This is a genomic window from Nocardia sp. NPDC019395, from assembly GCF_040632335.1.
Lineage (GTDB): Bacteria > Actinomycetota > Actinomycetes > Mycobacteriales > Mycobacteriaceae > Nocardia.
This window is the reverse complement of record NZ_JBEYBT010000007.1, coordinates 189,229-206,168: the sequence shown is the minus strand read 5'-3', so window position 1 is coordinate 206,168 and position 16,940 is coordinate 189,229. Positions and strand designations below refer to the sequence as shown.

22 protein-coding genes are annotated in these 16,940 nt (G+C 64.6%); 15 read left to right on the top strand and 7 right to left on the bottom strand.

What is annotated here, in order from left to right; translation table 11 throughout:
- Positions 1–179 precede the first annotated feature (179 nt).
- The 10 genes from ABZ827_RS19500 (at position 180) to ABZ827_RS19455 (ending at position 7,363) form a co-directional block, all read left to right on the top strand.
- Entirely contained in the window at positions 180–1,382 is a 1,203-nt protein-coding gene (locus ABZ827_RS19500) for a helix-turn-helix transcriptional regulator (protein WP_357238370.1), read from the top strand.
- A gap of 62 nt (positions 1,383–1,444) precedes the next feature.
- Positions 1,445–1,774 carry a WXG100 family type VII secretion target gene (locus tag ABZ827_RS19495; protein WP_357238368.1) on the top strand — a complete coding sequence of 110 codons (330 nt, stop codon included), beginning with the start codon at positions 1,445–1,447 and terminating at the stop codon, positions 1,772–1,774.
- Complete coding sequence (locus tag ABZ827_RS19490; protein WP_357238366.1) at positions 1,771–2,061, top strand: WXG100 family type VII secretion target; 291 nt, start codon at positions 1,771–1,773, stop codon at positions 2,059–2,061. The genes ABZ827_RS19495 and ABZ827_RS19490 overlap by 4 nt, the downstream gene beginning before the upstream one ends.
- A complete protein-coding gene (locus tag ABZ827_RS19485; RefSeq protein ID WP_357238364.1) occupies positions 2,061–3,359 on the top strand; it encodes a hypothetical protein in 1,299 nt (432 codons plus the stop codon). Before ABZ827_RS19490 ends, ABZ827_RS19485 begins: the two co-directional genes overlap by 1 nt.
- Positions 3,356–3,697 carry a hypothetical protein gene (locus tag ABZ827_RS19480; RefSeq protein WP_357238362.1) on the top strand — a complete coding sequence of 114 codons (342 nt, stop codon included), beginning with the start codon at positions 3,356–3,358 and terminating at the stop codon, positions 3,695–3,697. Before ABZ827_RS19485 ends, ABZ827_RS19480 begins: the two co-directional genes overlap by 4 nt.
- 319 nt (positions 3,698–4,016) lie before the next feature.
- Complete coding sequence (locus ABZ827_RS19475) at positions 4,017–4,250, top strand: DUF433 domain-containing protein (RefSeq protein WP_357238360.1); 234 nt, start codon at positions 4,017–4,019, stop codon at positions 4,248–4,250.
- Positions 4,247–4,612 carry a DUF5615 family PIN-like protein gene (locus ABZ827_RS19470; protein ID WP_357238358.1) on the top strand — a complete coding sequence of 122 codons (366 nt, stop codon included), beginning with the start codon at positions 4,247–4,249 and terminating at the stop codon, positions 4,610–4,612. The genes ABZ827_RS19475 and ABZ827_RS19470 overlap by 4 nt, the downstream gene beginning before the upstream one ends.
- Before the next feature lie 113 nt (positions 4,613–4,725).
- The gene (locus ABZ827_RS19465) at positions 4,726–5,421 is read left to right on the top strand and encodes a TetR/AcrR family transcriptional regulator (protein ID WP_357238356.1); all 696 of its coding nucleotides are present in this window, start codon (positions 4,726–4,728) and stop codon (positions 5,419–5,421) included.
- A gap of 94 nt (positions 5,422–5,515) precedes the next feature.
- Positions 5,516–6,307, top strand: a complete 792-nt coding sequence (locus ABZ827_RS19460; protein WP_357238432.1) for an SDR family oxidoreductase — start codon at positions 5,516–5,518, stop codon at positions 6,305–6,307.
- A 192-nt stretch (positions 6,308–6,499) separates the two neighbouring features.
- Complete coding sequence (locus tag ABZ827_RS19455; protein WP_357238354.1) at positions 6,500–7,363, top strand: sulfurtransferase; 864 nt, start codon at positions 6,500–6,502, stop codon at positions 7,361–7,363.
- A 73-nt stretch (positions 7,364–7,436) separates the two neighbouring features.
- Here ABZ827_RS19455 and ABZ827_RS19450 read toward each other — a convergent pair whose 3' ends face one another.
- Together ABZ827_RS19450 and ABZ827_RS19445 are read right to left on the bottom strand one after the other, a co-directional pair.
- Entirely contained in the window at positions 7,437–8,489 is a 1,053-nt protein-coding gene (locus tag ABZ827_RS19450) for an alpha/beta hydrolase (RefSeq protein WP_357238352.1), read from the bottom strand.
- A 231-nt stretch (positions 8,490–8,720) separates the two neighbouring features.
- Complete coding sequence (locus ABZ827_RS19445; RefSeq protein WP_357238350.1) at positions 8,721–9,926, bottom strand: glycoside hydrolase family 76 protein; 1,206 nt, start codon at positions 9,924–9,926, stop codon at positions 8,721–8,723.
- A gap of 338 nt (positions 9,927–10,264) precedes the next feature.
- On the opposite strand from ABZ827_RS19445, the gene ABZ827_RS19440 reads away from it, so the two are divergent.
- Complete coding sequence (locus tag ABZ827_RS19440; RefSeq protein WP_357238348.1) at positions 10,265–10,738, top strand: hypothetical protein; 474 nt, start codon at positions 10,265–10,267, stop codon at positions 10,736–10,738.
- A gap of 26 nt (positions 10,739–10,764) precedes the next feature.
- On the opposite strand, the gene ABZ827_RS19435 is transcribed toward ABZ827_RS19440, so the two are convergent.
- Positions 10,765–11,460, bottom strand: coding sequence for an MspA family porin (locus ABZ827_RS19435; protein ID WP_357238346.1), 696 nt, complete (start codon positions 11,458–11,460; stop codon positions 10,765–10,767).
- Positions 11,461–11,686: 226 nt separating this feature from the next.
- Between ABZ827_RS19435 and ABZ827_RS19430 the strand changes: the two genes are divergently transcribed.
- Positions 11,687–12,391 carry a flavodoxin family protein gene (locus ABZ827_RS19430; protein ID WP_357238344.1) on the top strand — a complete coding sequence of 235 codons (705 nt, stop codon included), beginning with the start codon at positions 11,687–11,689 and terminating at the stop codon, positions 12,389–12,391.
- 90 nt (positions 12,392–12,481) lie between these two features.
- Here the strand turns inward: ABZ827_RS19430 and ABZ827_RS19425 are convergent, their stop codons facing one another.
- The 4 genes from ABZ827_RS19425 to ABZ827_RS19410 form a co-directional block, all read right to left on the bottom strand.
- Positions 12,482–12,712: an anti-sigma factor gene (locus tag ABZ827_RS19425; RefSeq protein ID WP_357238342.1), complete on the bottom strand. Its 231-nt coding sequence runs from the start codon at positions 12,710–12,712 to the stop codon at positions 12,482–12,484.
- Positions 12,699–13,364, bottom strand: coding sequence for a sigma-70 family RNA polymerase sigma factor (locus ABZ827_RS19420; RefSeq protein ID WP_357238340.1), 666 nt, complete (start codon positions 13,362–13,364; stop codon positions 12,699–12,701). The genes ABZ827_RS19425 and ABZ827_RS19420 overlap by 14 nt, the downstream gene beginning before the upstream one ends.
- A gap of 318 nt (positions 13,365–13,682) precedes the next feature.
- On the bottom strand, positions 13,683–14,186 hold the full coding sequence (locus ABZ827_RS19415) for a DM13 domain-containing protein (protein ID WP_357238338.1): 504 nt from the start codon (positions 14,184–14,186) through the stop codon (positions 13,683–13,685).
- Between the two features lie 169 nt (positions 14,187–14,355).
- The gene (locus ABZ827_RS19410) at positions 14,356–14,511 is read right to left on the bottom strand and encodes a hypothetical protein (RefSeq protein WP_357238336.1); all 156 of its coding nucleotides are present in this window, start codon (positions 14,509–14,511) and stop codon (positions 14,356–14,358) included.
- Between the two features lie 7 nt (positions 14,512–14,518).
- On the opposite strand from ABZ827_RS19410, the gene ABZ827_RS19405 reads away from it, so the two are divergent.
- The 3 genes from ABZ827_RS19405 (at position 14,519) to ABZ827_RS19395 (ending at position 16,934) form a co-directional block, all read left to right on the top strand.
- The gene (locus ABZ827_RS19405; protein WP_357238335.1) at positions 14,519–14,830 is read left to right on the top strand and encodes a hypothetical protein; all 312 of its coding nucleotides are present in this window, start codon (positions 14,519–14,521) and stop codon (positions 14,828–14,830) included.
- 488 nt (positions 14,831–15,318) lie between these two features.
- Complete coding sequence (locus ABZ827_RS19400; protein ID WP_357238333.1) at positions 15,319–16,533, top strand: molybdopterin-dependent oxidoreductase; 1,215 nt, start codon at positions 15,319–15,321, stop codon at positions 16,531–16,533.
- Complete coding sequence (locus ABZ827_RS19395; protein ID WP_357238331.1) at positions 16,530–16,934, top strand: hypothetical protein; 405 nt, start codon at positions 16,530–16,532, stop codon at positions 16,932–16,934. Before ABZ827_RS19400 ends, ABZ827_RS19395 begins: the two co-directional genes overlap by 4 nt.
- The last annotated feature ends 6 nt before the right edge of the window (positions 16,935–16,940 follow it).

The following is a 16,940-nucleotide window of genomic DNA, read 5'->3' as shown; positions in this document are numbered from 1 at the left end:
GCAATTCGCTGTTCATAACACTCCCCTATCCCCGGTTTCTTGGTCTTTGGATGGCACCCGGGACGGGCGTCTGCTCCGACCCGCCCCGGGGCTGGTTTCAGGTTCAACCGAGCGGACCCTGTGAACTACCAAGCCTTTTTGTCATGCTGTTGTCAGGGGAGAGCACAGGATGGGAAGCCATGAGCACACAGATCGGCGTCGGCCAACGTGTAGCAGAGATGCGCAAGTTGGTCGGGTGGTCACAACCGCGGCTCGCCGCGGAAGCGCACGTCTCGGTGTCACTGGTGCGCGCGGTCGAACAGGGGCGGGCACCGGCCAGCGCCGCGTTCGTATCGTCGTGCGCACGAGCTCTGAAGGTAGCGCCGGCCGAATTGCTGGGACAGCCGTACCCGCGGACCACCACCGAGCAGAGCGATGTTGCCGCGGGTATCGCCGTCATCCGTGTCGAGCTCGCGGCCCACGATCTACCGGCGCCCGGGGTAGAGACCCGCCCGTTCGCAGAGATCGCTGCGGATGTGGCGCAAATTCGAAGGCACCGGCGAGAAACGAACTTCTACCGACTGTCCAGCGAACTACCCGCACTGCTCACCGAGGTCCGCGCCCTGGTTCACAGCACGCAAGGACGGCAGCGCGAGAAAGGCTTCCTGCTGCTGTGCGAGCTGTACACCTCTTCACGGAGTCTGGCGCACAAGCTCGGATACACCGACTTGGCCACGCTGGTTGTCGAGCGCATGGCCTGGGCGGCGGCCATGTCCGGGTCACGCCTGTGGATGGCCTGTGCTCAGTTCCATCGGGCATCGGTCCTGACCTCGGCGGGTGACTGGCACACTGCTGCCGCTTATCTCGACAAGTGTCGCCATGACCTCGAGCCGGAAATCGACGGAACGGACCTGGAAAGCCTCATCTCCTGGGGAAGCCTGCACCTGCAGTCCGGCCTTGCCGCGGCCCGGTCGGGGAATCGCGATGCCGCGGACGCCCACCTGGCGGAAGCGCAGTCGACCGCCGCACGGGTCGGAACCCTCGACTTTCACGACCCGGTGATGAACTTCGGCCGGGCGAACACGGACATCTGGTCGGTCGGCCTGGCCGTGGAAATGCTCGACGGAACCGAAGCGATCAAACGTGCCGAGAATCTGATACTCCCGGCGAACACCCCGAAGTCCCGGGCCGGGCACCTGTATATCGATCTCGCCCGGGCGTTCCTGTTGCACGGTGACCGCACCAAGACACTGGACACGCTGAACACCGCTCGCAAGATCGCACCCACCCAAACCCGATACCACCCCATGGTGCACGAGACTGTACGGGTGCTGGCCCGGCAGGAAGCGCGGAGCACGGAAAGCCTGCGCGGATTCGCGAGGTGGTGTGGGCTAGGCCAATAGGCCCCCAGCGGCTTTGGGGTATAGCGTTGCGCGTGTGTACGGGCCCTCGTAGCCTTGGACTCATGGTCGATTCAGGGGGAACTCAACATCCTTCCAGTATTGTTGTAGTTCCCGAAGAGGTTCGGGCGGTCGGTCAATTCGTCGCCGATATAGCCCAAAATCTGCGTTCCGGGCTCGAAACCGCCAGCACTGAGGTGGACTCGCTGCTCGATGATGGCTGGAAGGGTGATCGCTCCGACGAATTCTTCGGTGGCTGGACCGAACTCCGGGACGGAGGGCTGAAGATCCTCCAAGCGTTGGACGGAATGGCCGAAAAACTGGGGGTTCAGTCGGACACCTATGAGGCCACCGACTCCGCAACATCACAGCGCATCTCGAGTTTGAATCTATGAAGTCGGCATTCAAAGTCGATCTCGCACGTCTAGATCAACTCGCGATCCGCCTAGCTGACCTCGCCACCTACCTCACCGAGCAACTCGATCAGATCGACGATAAGGTGGCGAATCTAGATGGCGTGTGGGAAGCAGTCGCCGCGGCCGCCTACCGAGATGCCCACGCACTGTGGGCGGTAGGAGCCCGCGAGTTCGTAACCGGGATGACCGAGATGAGCGACGCCGCCCGCGACGCATATGACAGCTACACCAGCGCGATCGAGTTCAATCGAAAGCTGCTGGAGTAGTGGGTGATCCAACATTCGAGGTTGACTGGCACATCTACTACGACGCCGCACAGAAATGTCACGATCTCGCTGGTGAACTCCGCATCGCAGACAAGCCGCTCCACGATGCCGTCAAGGGGCAATGCAAGGGTATGGCGGGTGATGCTCCCGGGTGCAAGCAATGGGGGGAGGCATACGACACCCGGGCGGAGGCGATCATGCAGTTGTGTACCAACCTCGCCGATGCACTCACCAACTTCGGATACCTGCTGCGCGCTCTCGGATATATCCACGGGATGGCAAACAACAGCCAACCTGACCGCCCACACATCGTAGAGATGTCGGTCCACGATGTTCAGATCCCGACCTCTGTCGCTGACAACGGCAATGGATTGCGCCATGACGGAGGCGGAATCGGCGCGTTCTTCGACGAACTCGTCTGGAAAGTCACCGATAAGTTCGGCAAACTTCCCAACGGAGACATCGAAAAACTCGCCGCCGCCAGCACAGCGTGGGACGCATTCGGCAAGCATCAGACCATCACCGAGGCTGCCTCCCGAATTACAGCAATCGCCGACCTGCTTGCCGGCCTGGACGAGCCGGTCACCGCACAGCGAATCGCGGACCATTTTGGAATCTTGAAAACTGGAGCCCAAAGACTCCTCGAATCAGCTCCGTACATGGGTGGGCTGATTACCAACTATCGCACTGCCACCGTCGATGTCAGCGAACTCGTCGTAACTGAAGTCGAAGAGCTCCTCTACGAAATCGGTGTAACGATCGGTCTCGCGGTCGCAGTCTCCTGGCTCAGTTTCGGCGGCAGCCTCGCTGCCGGTGCCACCACTGTCAGCAGCCTCGTCCTCCGGACTCTCAAGGCGATCGAAGACGCTTACGCCATCAGCGAACTCGCCGAGGTCCTGGGACTCGTTATGCTCGCGGACGGTGCTGTCGGTGACATCAAGGAGTTCAATATGTTGCCCGACCTCGGCCCGATCACTAGCGAGCTTGGGGCGATCATATCCAAGCCAGCGCTGATATTCGAGCCGTCTCCGAAGCACGGTCCAAAGCAGAGAGGTAAGGCCGCACCGGCGCCGACGAACCCGCAGGAGACTCTCGAGAATTCCGTGCGGATCAGCGACGAAACTACGCGGCGCGTAGGATACGATCCCAAGACCGGTGAATTTGCCATATTTGATATGACGTACGACGAAACCGGAATACATCACGGACACAAACGTACCTGGGAACAACTCAGCGAGGAACAGCAGAACGCTCTGGTAAATGCGGGTGTGGTGGACAAGAAGGGAAAACCTCGGTGAAATACCAGGAATTACATCCAATTGATCGCAATGAGGCGCTCGAGCAGATCAAAACAGGAGATGAGTGGAGCGTTGTAGAGGCGATCCTACGGCTTGCTCTGCACGATCCGGACGGACCCTGGGTCACCAAAATTGCGCTGGACTTGCTCGGGAATATCAACTTAGGAATCCGGCGAGCGGCCGCTTTGGCGCTCGGCCATATCGCTCGCCTTCATGGTGAGATCGATGAGCGGGCTGTCCCGGCACTGCAACAGATGTTATCGGATCCCGAAACGCGTGGCCGCGCAAAAGATGCACTGAGCGATATAGAAATTTTCACCGCACCAACGGGGGATTAAATCGACCAGAGGTCCGGAACTTCGAGGAGTTCTCCGAGTACACGTCCGGTACCGCCCTCACCGCGGAACTCGACGCCGTGCACAGCGTCCAGCGTGCCCTGGACGTCGGATCCGTCGACGCCATCATCCGCGCCGCGGAACTGCGCCCCCGCATCATCGAAGCCATCGAGGCCCGGCTCCGGTGATCTGACCGAGCGTTGCCACCGATGCCCTCGCCGACCCCGAGTCGGCGAGGGCATCGTCCGTTATCGGTGTCCGAGCACAACCGCAGAGCGAAACATTGCGGTGGTATATGCGCAGTCGCGGCTACGATAGACCTATGTCGCGCCTCGACCGCATTACTTCCGATCCGCAGATCTGCCATGGTCAGCCGGTGGTTCGCGGCCTGCGGATACCGGTTCAGAACATCCTCGAGCTGATGGCGTCGGGTATGAGTTTCGAGGAGATCTTGGAGGACTATCCCGATCTCGAGTCCGACGACCTACTCGCGGCGCTGGAATTCGGCGCCCTGGCAGCGGGCGGGCACACAGTCGCACCGGTCAGCGCGGCGTGAAGTTCCTCGTAGACGCGCAGCTTCCCGCGCGGCTCGCACGATTCCTGCAGCGGGCTGGTCACGATGCGAGGCACACCACGGATTTACCCGAAGGAAATCGAACGTCCGACGACGAGGTGACCAAGGTCGCCGACGCCGAGGACCGGATAGTCATATCCAAGGACGCCGACTTCCGGACGACACACCATCTGCACGGACAACCACGACGGTTGCTGGTCGTAGCAATGGGCAACGTGAGCAACAACGACCTGCTGGCAGTATTCGAGACGCACCTGGACACCATTGTGGCTGCGTTCGGCGACGCCGACCGGGTCGAGGTCCGGCCCACACAGATCGTGGCCTGGCCGAGAAGATCGCAATAGTAGCTGCAACCACGCAGTAAACGTTGCGACGCGACCCTGCGGAATCGGGTCTCACCCGGCCTTCCAAGCTTGTGGCGAGCGAGGTTCAGCGCTGGTTGTCCCGCATGAGCTCGATGAGGATCGATAAGACGCCCTCGGTAGCTGCGGGTATCGCTCAGCACCGCGCCAGGCTGCTGCTCGCGAACCGCCCTGGTTATTTGACTTATGATTACAGAATGTCTACCGTTTGGCTCGTGGCACGCACTAAGAGCTTCGACCCCGACGACGCGGTGGCGAAGGCAATGGACGTGTTCTGGCGCAAGGGCTACGCCCGCACCACCCCGCAGGACCTCCTTGATGCGATCGGCATCGGCCGAGGCAGTCTGTACAACGCGTTCGCAGGTAAACAGGATCTGTTCGAGCAGGCACTGCGCCGATATCAAGCGAAAGAAACGGTGCGGTTGATCGATCTGCTCGACGGGCCGGGTTCGCCCCGGGAACGGGTGCGCGCCGCGCTCACCATGGTGCTCGACGCAGCCTGCGCCGACCCCGAACGCCGCGGCTGCCTGGCAACGAATACCGCCGTCGAACTGGGCGATGACGACACGGTCGGCCTGCTCGTTCGGCGAATATTCGACCGCCAGCACGACGCTTTTCGAGGAGCTGTCGAGGAGGGACAGCGCGCTGGGGAATTCAGCGCGGATCTCGATCCGCGAACAGCCGCGAACTTCTTGCTGGCCACCATCAACGGCATGCGGGTGCTCGCCGCGGCCGATCCCGACCCTGCGCGACTCGCCGGACTGGCCGAAACAGCAATGCGCGCATTGTAATCCACCTTCGCCCGGCTCGGTTGTGGCGACTCGACAATCAGTCAGGGTCAAATGCTGCTCCAATTTTGTAACTGTAGTTAAAGAAAGGGATCCCGTGGATCTACAACTCGCAGGCAAAACCGCCGTCGTCACTGGGGCGAGCAGAGGTATCGGCCTGGAAATCGTCCGGGCACTCAGCGCCGAAGGCGTGCGGGTGGTCGCCGCCGCGCGTACGGTCACCGCCGGACTTCGCGAGCTCGAAGGCTCTGTCACTGCGGTGACTGCCGACTTGGCCGCCCCGGACGGCGCCGCTGCGTTGATCGAACATGCCACCGCGATCCTCGGCGAGATCGATCTGCTGATCAACAACGTCGGCGGTGTCGTCCCCGGGAGTGCCGACGCCGGCGGCTTCCTCGACATCGCCGACGACGCATGGGAGCGCACCTACCAACTGAACCTGTTCGGCACCGTCCGGGTCACCCGCCACGCCCTGCCCAGCCTGCTCCGGCAGCGCGGCGTGATCATCAACATCTCTTCGATCGGCGCTCGCGCCGCCTATCATCCCGTCGACTACGGCACTGCGAAAGCCGCGCTGAACAACCTCACGAAGGCGCTCGCCGAGGAGTTCGGAGTTCAGGGCCTGCGCGCACTCACTGTCTCCCCGGGCCCAACCCGCACCCGCAACTGGTCGGCCCCTGACGGTTACGCCGCCGACATCGCCGCACAGAACGGCGTTACCCTCGACGAATTCCTCGCACAGGCACCCATCCAGATGGGCATCACCACCGGGCGCCTGACCGAGCCGCACGAGACCGCGGCACTGGTCACCTTCCTTGCCTCCCCGATATCTGGAAACCTTACGGGCGCAGACTATTTAGCCGACGGCGGAGTGATCAAGACGGTCTAGCGCGGTGATCCGTCAACGCCATCCAGCCCCGAGTGGTGCCCCCGAGGCGATCGGTGCCATTCCATTCTCGACGTGCTCGTATGCCACCGAATCTCACATATGCGAGTTGCAGGGTGCGCGCTTGATCGACACGCTCGAGCCAACTTGTCGACCACCCTTCTTTCACCTGAACAGCCCAGAAAAGAGTCAATTGTGGATCCGTTTGTGACCTGGGAATGGTGCGAGTCGCACCGCGACGAGATCGTGATCGTCGATGCCCGCTGGTATTGGGACCGTCCCGGTGCCGATGCTTACCGACGCGGTCACATTCCGGGGGCCGTGTTCGTCGACCTCGACGCTGACCTCACCGGCGAGATCGGCGAGAGAACCGGACGGCAGCCCTTCCCGGAACCGGAGCGCTTCGCTCGAGCCATGAGCGTCGCCGGGATCGACGGACGCAGCCGGGTGGTGGCCTACGACGATGCTGCCGGGGTCATCGCTGCACGGCTGGTGTGGATGCTCCGCATCCTCGACGTCCCCGCGGCAGTCCTCTCAGGCGGAATCAGCACCTATCGTGGCGAACTGACCACCGACGTGACCCGGCGCGAGGCCGCAGACTTCCCGGCACGGCCCTGGCCAGAGGGTGCGCTTCGGTCCACATCCGACGTCGCTACCCGAACCACAGGCACGCTGGTCGACGCCCGACCGGCCAACCGTTACCGGGGCGAGGAACCTGAAGTCGACAGTGCCCTCGGGAAAGTGCCGGAAGCCGACCCTCGTCGAGGGCATATTCCCGGTGCGATCAACGTTCCGTGCCGAGACAACCTGCGAAGCGACGGCACTATCTCTTCACCAGAGCGCTTGCGCGACACCTTCGAGGCAGTCGGGATCAAGGACGCTTCAACCGTCATCAGCTACTGCGGAGCAGGCGTTACTGCCTGTCACAACCTTCTGGCCATGGAGCACGCCGGCCTCGGAAAAGGAATCCTCTACCCAGGCAGTTGGAGCGCGTGGAGCCGCACTCCCGAACTGCCCGCCGAGACCGGAGACCCAAGGGACGCAAGTCACGGCGGCTGACATTGCACCCGGGTGTCAGCAACGTCCACCGCTACCGAGCACGCGCCGGTCGACAACTCTCGGCACGCAACAGCTAGCCACACCCGCCGGCGGCCGATCCTTGCCCGTCCGTTCCGATGAAATCGGTGGTCCACCGCGTGCCGGCATCTTCGGCGAGTTTGCGGTTGTTCGACAGTGCGATGTCGTGACCCGCATCGGGAACCAGCACTGTCTGCAGGCACGACTCGGGTGAGTAGTAGCGCGACTCCAGTTCCTGGATTTTCGCGGCCGACGAACAGTCGGCGCTGCCCGGGCCACACATCAGGAGATCCTGTTGTCCTTGAATCACCAACACCGGGACATGGATCGAACGGGTCAGATCACTGGTGGTGGAGGGGAATATTCCCGCGATCTCCGCGGCCGATGTCGCGTCCTTGTTGGCTTCGTCCCAGGCGACAATGCCCGGATCTACGCCGCCCGCATGATGAAAGACTTGTCCGCGACTTCCCACGGCCGTGGTGAGATAGCCCGGATCGAGGTTCGCCGTCCGGAATGCGGGATCGAGCGCGGCAGGGCGGTAATTCGCCCCGGCGGTCATCACTCCGGGACCGACCGGCAGCACATGCAACATGCCGGTGACGATCAGGCCCTGAATATCGTGATAGGTCGCGGCTTCTTGCCAGGCGACGGCGGATCCGGCCGAGTGCCCGACCGCGACGACCGGGCCGAACCCGGTGTTCCCGAACGCACCCCGCTTCAGTTCCTGGACGATCTGATGGACGACGAACGCGTCGTTCTGCACCGTGAGCTCGGTGCTCGGGGGACGCGAGCTGCGGCCCTGGCCTATCCGGTCGATGGAGAAGGTGGGGACACCGGCCGTCGCCACACTGCGGGCGTAGGAATGAGACCCGTTGTCATACGAAGGATTCCAGTAGGAATGGTTGTAGAAGGCACCGTGCAGCAGCAGTTGGACGGTGTGGCCGTTCACCAGGTCTTCGGGCCTCGCACACAGTTCTCCCCACACGTGCAGTGTCTTCGGCGTTCCGGGGGTCGAGGACACCGGGATCGACTCGTAGGCCCGGCACTCGACCGCGGCCGGTTCCGCGGCGGCCACGGACGCCGGTACCGCGGTGACGCTCGCGATCAAGGAAAAGGTTGCTGAGGCTATTCCGATCAGGAGCCGGCCGGGCGCTGATAACCTCTGGAAATGGGGAGCTGCCAAGGTCCGACCTCATTATCGCGCAAACCGAGCCCCGCTGATCCAGCGGCGAGGCTCAAATGATCTGGGTCACGTTAGCAGATAAGCTGCGGCACAGCAGCGCTCGCGTCGCCGGGTGCGACCGGGGCTGATGCATCCGATCATCCGGCGGCCGGAAGTTCAGCGGCCCGCGGCGGTGAGCTGGTAATCCGCTTCGAGGACCATCCACGCGCTCAGCTGTACCGAGAGATCGCGGCTCAGGTTCGCGGGTATCGCGGCGGACGATCCCGTGAACTGGGGAAAGGTTCCCGGGGACTTGGGCACCGTCACCGGGCGGGTCCAGTCCGTGCCGAAGAACGGCAGCCCGTCCACCTCCGCGCGGTGTTCCCAGGCCGCCCGCGCGGAAGCGTGCACGATATCCGCGGCGGTGGTGTCACCCAGGGACAGAGCGGCCATGGCGAGATACCGGGCGAAGATGCCCATGAACAGCCCGGAATCGTCTCCGGAGGCCGCGGCGATCACCCCGGTATCCGTGACCCCCGCCTCGGCTGCCGCAACCAACGCTGCCGCGCGGCGGTGATGTGCGGGCTCCCCAGTGCGCACCGCCAGCTCGGTTTCCAGTCCGATGGCAACGCCCTGGCAGTAGGTGTGAACGGACCGATCCACTTGCCCGCCGGGCTCGTGGACACCGTCGAGGATCAGTCCGCTGCCGGTATCGCGCAATCGGGTGTGCAGGAAATCGGCGAGCTCCGCGGCGCGGGACAGTTCGCCCAACCGCGCCATCGCGATACCGGTTGGACCGATCGCGGGGGTGTTGTAGTACTCCTCGCCGATCCGCCACGGCACCGCGCCGATGTCCGGATTCCAGCCCTCGATCAGGGCGGTCCGCAGGTCACCGACAGCGTCGCCGAACCGGACACCCAGCAGCCGGTCGGCTCGTTCGAGGGCCAGTACCAGCCACGCCATATCGTCGTAATACCGGTTGGTCCAGCCGGTGATATTGCGGGCCCGAATACCGCGCGCGAGGGTGGTGACCCGGTCGATCCGTTCGGGGGTGCGAGCCCGATACGCGGCGTCGACAGCACAGTCGAGCAGATGGGCCTGCCACCAGTAATGCCATTGCGCGAAGGACCGCTCGGGCAAGGATGCCGGCCAGACGAGCGTCCCCAGCCGAATCCGCGGCAGACCCCACAGCGCACGCACATGCCGTGCCACAATCGCCTGCTCAGCCAGATCTGCGCGCTTCCCGCTCTCCTCCGGACCGGCGGCCACTTTCCGTGCGACCGGCCCCGCCACTGTCGGCTGCGCCAATGCAGTGAGTGCGATCCCGGCCCCGGCCGCGATCAACACCCTGCGCCGGCTCATCCCCATATTCCGGCGATCCATCCGCCCGGACTCCTCTTGCTGAAAAACGACCCTCGGAGATGGATAACCGTGCGCCGGAATTCTATCTCGATATGGCAACGACCGCGCGGCGCCGATCGTGCGGTCGGAACCCTCCCGGCCCGGCTACGGCCGGAAACACCGATGCGGCGCCGACGAGGCCGACAGCGAGCGGATGATGCGATCCGGATGGCCGGGTCCGGCGAGTGGTGCCGATCCGTAGCGTTCGGGCTTCGGCTGCCGATGGAGAGGTAGGTCATGTTGACCGGCGGGTTCGTCGGTGCGGCCATGGCGGAACCACGACTCACGTCATATCGGACTCCGACGCTGAAGGACTGACAATGTCACTTGCACGATTCGGCAAGCTTTCCGCCGTCGCCGCCGTGATGACCGCGGCGCTCGCGGGTGCGAGCGCTCCCGCTGTGGCCTCGAATTACATACCCGTCGACTTGCCGATGACCTCGACCGGAGCGCACGGGCTCGGATGCGCCGGCGAGGTGTGGGGAGTCGGCAACGTCTATCCGGACGGAGATGTCCCCGGCACGGTCGACCTGCAGTTGAAAGGCTGGCTGAAGGTCCTCGGTGTGCCGGCCCCGTGGTGTTCGGTTACCGCCACCGTCCACTGGCGCAATCTCGATACCGGGGCGGCCGGCGAAGGTTCGGTATTTCTCGGCCGGGGCAACGGTATGCCGTTCTTCTGGGTGGCCCCTCAGCTGGGCAACGTTCGTCTGGTCACCGGCGCGGGCCGGGTGACCTTCACCATCGATACCGGTCTCCCGCATACCGAGAGCGTTACCACGTTCGCCGTCTACTGACGTTCACGCACCACGGCCGAGCGTGGTCAGAACGAGAAAGATTCGCCGTATCCCGTCGTTTGCGCAGTGCCACCGGGGGTTTGGACGGTGACGGTGACGAACGGCATCGCCGAAGCCGGTGAGAGGCATCCGCTGATGTTCAAGGGTGTGTTCGCGTGAGCGAACGTGTACGGGAAGGTCGATTCCTTGTTCAGTTCGGATTCGCCGACCACTACCGGCGCCACCGTGCCCGGCGCCAGATTGATACCGAGCTCACCGGCCACCGCGCCTTCGACAGAGGTGCTGTTCTCCACACCGATCAGCGGGGCGACGGTGACGACGGGCGTTTCGCCCTCCTCGAATGTGGTGGCGACTTCGAGTTCGGAGTAGGGCGTATTCGAGAGACCGCCGCCTATTTCCGGGACGATCGCAATCGACATCCCCTCGGAAACGTCCACAGCGCAACCGACCAGATATCCCGCCGCGACCCGGCCGCCTTCCAGCGCCGCGGCATCTTCGAGGGCGACCGAGAAGTTCCCGGACGCCTTGGCCGCATGAGTGAACGGGACGCCGGCCGCGATATCGCCGGCCGGAACGAAATCGGTCGAATCCACCGACGCGACCAGATGCAACCCGCCCACGCGGACATCCCCCGGCGCGGCGCGCGCGGGAGTGCCGACGACGGCGGTGGCTACTGCCACCGCGGTGATCGCTACCGCGGTACACGTATGTTTGCGGTTCATAGCGCTCCAGTCGAGTCGACATCGAGTCGGAACTTGACAAGCGGACTCGCACACCGAAAAGGCGTCGCGGATATCACCCGGCGGGTGCAGACCGGAACTCTACCGGTCGCGCAGGTCAACGCATTGTTCTGCCGCACCGGCGAGTCGCCGGCCGATATTTCGCGTGGAGAGCCACCACACCGAACAGTGCCTGTAACGATGAAGCCGGCGCCGGGCACTGATCGTCATGACGGATTTCGACGGCTTGCGGGCCTTGTTCATCAATTGCACGTTGAAGCGGTCCCCGGAGGTCAGCAACACCCAGGGGCTCATCGATGCGAGCGCCGGGATCATGGCGAAGAACGGTGTCCAGGTCTCACAGATACGGGCAGTCGACCACGATATCGCCACGGGCGTCTGGCCGGATATGACCGAGCACGGCTGGGAGGTCGATGAGTGGCCCGAGCTACAGCGCCAGGTGATGGACGCCCAGATCCTTGTGCTCGCCGGGCCGATCTGGCTGGGCGACAACAGTTCGGTGATGAAACAGGTCATCGAACGTCTGTACGCGAACTCGGGAGTGCTCAACGAACGTGGCCAGTACGCCAATTACGGCCGGGTCGGCGGTTGTCTGCTCACGGGCAACGAAGACGGTGCCAAACATTGCGCGATGAACATCCTGTACAGCCTCCAGCACATCGGCTACACCATTCCGCCGCAGGCCGACGCCGGGTGGATCGGGGAAGCCGGACCGGGGCCGTCGTACCTCGACCCCGGCTCCGGCGGACCGAGTAACGATTTCACCAACCGCAACACCACATTCATGACGTGGAACTTGCTGCATTTCGCTCGTCTGCTCGCGGACAACGGCGGTGTGCCCGCACAGGGCAACCAGCGCACCGAATGGGACGCGGGTTCACGATTCGACTTCGAGAACCCCGAATACCGCTGAACGGGCCAGGAATATCATGCGGCGAACGCGGTGAGACCGGCCGGCGTGGGCATCGAACCTACCGGGTACCGAGGAGAGGATCGGGTCCGATCAGGACGACCAGTTCCGGAAGGCGTCCAGCAGATCCGCGCGTACGTTCGGGGACAGGGTCTCCGGCGGGGGGAGTTCGCCGACGAGTGCGATGGTCTGCCGGAACTGGTCCATATAGGCCTCGCACCCATCGCATTCGGCGAGGTGAGCGATGAACCGTTGTTCGGTGGCCGGGTCCAGCGCACCGTCGAGAAACGCGGTGACCAGTTCGACCAGCTCATCGCAGTTCATTGCTCGCCTCCTCGGTCGCCGCGAAGTACTCCTCCAGTTTTCCACGCACGGCCACGCGGGCGCGATGCAGGATAACCCGCTGGTTGCCCGGCGAGATATCGAGCAGCTCACAGACCTCTTCGGAGGTGTAGCCCTCCATATCCCGCAGGGTTATGAGGATACGGTTGCGATCCGGAAGTTCGGACAGCACTCGCGCGATAACCTTCGCGACCTCGGCACGTTCGACGGCGTTCTCGGGTTCCGACCACCGTTGCGGTTTCTGTCCCGGTTTCCAATGTCCCGGGTAGGGGTCGTTCGCGGTCCGGAAACGGTCCGGTTCGACGGTCGAACCCTCGTCCTCGGCCAGGAGACTGCCGAAGGGGACCGTGCGGCTCTCGCGCACACCGCGTTTCTTCGCGGTGTTCACCACGATTTTGAATATCCAGGTCTTGAGCGACGAGCGGCCCTCGAAACCGTCGATACCCCGGATCACCGCGACCCAGGCATCCTGCACAACCTCCTCGGCCGAGGCGTTGGTGGATACGAAGGACCGGGCCAGACGTAACATCGCCGGAGACCATGCGTCCAGAATTGTTTTGAAGGCCGATTCGTCGCCCATGCGGAGCCGTTCCGCCAGAATGTCGTCCGGCGTCACGAGGCTGTCGCGACCCACCTGTTCTCCTCGGTCTGCACCGATTGCCACCCCATCGGTAATCCGTGACTGTCTGTCCGCCGGATGTGTCAGGGTTACGGAACGACCGTGCCGTCCATCCCGGCCCAGGCACGCCACCGGCCGAAGGGCACCTAACGGCCTGCTGTCCCAGAACCGCGCCACGCACCCGGCTCACCGGACGTTACCAGGGGCACACCGGGAGTGCGCGGCTGCGCGCTCCCGGCTGGGCCGACGTCATATTTTGGTCACCGGCGGCGCACAGGCACCGGTCGTCGCACCGCCCGCCGGAGTGGACTCGGAATGCACGCTGTGCCCGTGTCAGCGAGCGGTCAGCGCGGCGGCACCGAACGATACGCTGAACCGCTCGCACCAGATCACCACCGTGCGGAACGCGGCCGAGTCGGTACCGGGCGGCACCGTGTAGTTCTGATTGCCCTCATTACCCTCGAGCGAGCCCAGATCCACATATCGACCATCATCGAGGTTGCTCCCGTCGCCGGTGATCGGCTGGTCACTGAGCCAGACGTGCAACGCGGGGCCGTCGGAGGTCCGCAGATCGATGATCCGCACAACGGCGTTACCGTCGGGCTGCTGCTGCAATTCCACGTTTCCCGAGGTCGAATGCTCATGGGAGACGAACGAACCCGAGGCGATCGGCACCAATTGCGATCCGTCCGGCGCGACGGCGACGGCCTCGTCTACTCGCTCGGTGGTGAACAGTCGCCAGGGCTGGAACAGGTAGAGTCCGGCTACCAGTGCCGCGACCAGGCCTGCCGCGATGATCCAGAGGACGGGGCGCCGGGTACGTGCCGATGTCGTCATATGCTTTTCCGTTTCCTTCGAAAGGGTCTCGAGCCGCGGCGGCGTCGGCCGCTGCGCGACGGCCACACGGTGTACCGGAGCGGGGTGCCCGCCGAGTGTCCGAGCCTCAGTGGGCAGCCGCCGTTCGATCGTTACAACCGCCGGTCCCGCGTCGTCTCCTCGCCGGGGGTCACTCCGACGGCGGGGCGGCCCGCAATCGCTCGAGCTCGGTAGCCGTCGCTGTCTCCGCCCGCTCGAGCGCGGCAATGGCCTGCTCCGCGGCTTGTTCGGCCAGCAGGGCCCGCTGTTCGGCGGCCAGTGTTTGTTCGGCGGCCGTACAGGTCACAGCCTCGATGCGCGATTCGGCGGCCGCCGAACAACAATCCATACCCGGCGCCCGCGAAGGACCCGACCACCACCGACGCGCACCCGGAGTCCCGCATCGAGGGAAAGGCGGCCGCGAGCAGAGCACCGGCGATCATCCCGGCGGCCGCGGCGGTCAGCACGGTGCGGATCTTTACGGTGCGGGCCGGCGCACCACCGAGCCGGCGTGCCACCACCGCGAAGACGGCGGCAGTGATCGCGCCGTACAGCAGATGACCCACCAGGCTGGGCAGCAGATCCCGCGCATCCGCGATCGTCCATCGCACCGGATCACCCAGTAGCCCAGGAAGCATCGTGAGCGGCCCGGCGAGCCACCACACCGCGCCGTAGATCAGTCCCCAGAACAGCAGCTCGCTCGGCGCGATCCGCTGCCGCAGTACCAGGATGCCGAAGCCCGCACCGCGACGGCCAAGCCACCCACCACACCGCTCAGCGCACCGGCGAGCAGCCTGGTGGGGAGCGTGAGCTCGTCTTGTGTGCACTCTCCCCGCCATCACGACGGGCGCACGCGGTACGAGCGAAAAGCGGACAGGGCCGGGCCGGTACTCCGCGGGACACGGCCGGGAGGAGTCCGGATATCTCCGGCGCGGGACCGGGGCGTGGTGCGATATCTCGAGGTAGGTCATATTTCGGTGATTCCTTCGATGATGCCGGATCGGGTCGCCGCGACACGTAACGAATGGCGTGGGCGCGGGGTCGGTATAAGCGCTCGCTGAACCAGTGGTGCCGATCGGCCACCGCGTTGCACCCCACGAATGGAGCAGGCCTGATGAATGAGCACGACCGCGCCGCGCCCGTGCCCACGACAAAAACGGCGGCGCACGAGGAGAGCCCGCACGAATCCGAACTGCTGTTACCTGGGATCGTGGCCGGGCAGATCTCGGCCGCGCGGTCGGCGGCGGTGGCGTCGCGGGTCGGGATCGCCCTCGGCATCGCCATCGCGATCTGCTTTGTGACCGGGCTGATCAGCCATTGGATCCAGCATCCGCCGCCGTGGTTCTGGTGGCCCGCCAACCCGGTCTGGCTCTACCGGCTCACCCAGGGTGCGCATGTGGTCTCCGGTGTCGTGGCGATCCCGCTGCTGCTGGTGAAGCTGTGGTCGGTATTCCCCCGTCTGTTCGCGCGACCGCTGATCGGGAGTCCCTTGCGACTGCTCGAGCGCGGATCCATCGCCGTACTGGTGGGGTCGATGATCTTCCAGCTGGTGACCGGCCTGTTCAATACGGCGCAGTTCTATCCCTGGAAGTTCTTCTTCACCACCACCCATTACGCCATGGCTTATATCGCGTTCGGGGCGCTCGCGGTGCACCTCGCCGTCAAGCTTCCGGTGGTGCGCGCCGCGCTGGCCCGGCCGGCCGCCGGATCCGAACCGCCGCCGGATGAGGCCCGCGTAGCGTCCCGCCGCGGAGTGCTCGTCGCCGCTACCGCCGCCGCCGTCGTCGCGGGGGTCGCGATCGCCGGGCAATCGGTGCCGCTGCTCCGCCGCATTTCGGTCCTCGCGCCGCGTAGTGGCGAAGGGCCCCAGGGACTTCCGGTGAATCGCACGGCGAACCAAGCCGGTGTCTCGGAGCAGGCACAGGATGCGGAATATCGCCTGGAGGTCAGTGTGGGCGATCGGAAACGCCGGTTCACGCACGCCGAGTTGGCGGCTCTGCCGCAGACCGAAGCCGAGGTACCGGTGGCGTGTGTGGAGGGCTGGAGCGTCTCTGCGCACTGGTCCGGTATCCGGCTGCGGGATCTGCTCGCCGCGGTGGGCGACTACCGCGGCGGCGATGTCGCATTCCGTTCGCTGGAACGGAGCGGCCTGTACAACCGATCCGTGCTACCGCAATCCCATGTCGTCGATTCCGCCACTCTGGTGGCGCTACGGCTCAACGGTGAGGAACTCGACCTCGACCACGGCTACCCGTGTCGGCTGATAGCGCCGACCCGGCCCGGCGTACTCCAGACCAAATGGCTCTCGGCGATCGAGGTGCGGGCATGACAGCGACGCGAGTATTACTCGGACTCTGCGGAATATGGCTCGGCTGGTACGGAATCACGCTCGTGCTCGATCTGGGCCCGGCCGACCAGATGTCCTTGGCCCTGTGGTTCGCCGGCGGGATTCTGCTGCACGACGCGGTACTCGCGCCACTGTGCGCCGCTCTCGGGCTCGCCGCCCGCCGTATCCTCCCGGCGAGCTGGTGGGCGCCGTTCACCGTGGGCGCTGTCTGCACCGCGACTCTGCTGGTGCTCGCGGTCCCGGTGCTGGGGCACGAAGACGCGAACGCGGCGAACAACACCGTTCTCGACCGCAATTTCGGTATGGGTCTGCTGGTGGCAGTCGGCGCGGTCTGGGCCCTGGTCGCTCTCGATATCGCTCGCCGGTATCGCGCGCGCCGCTGATATCGC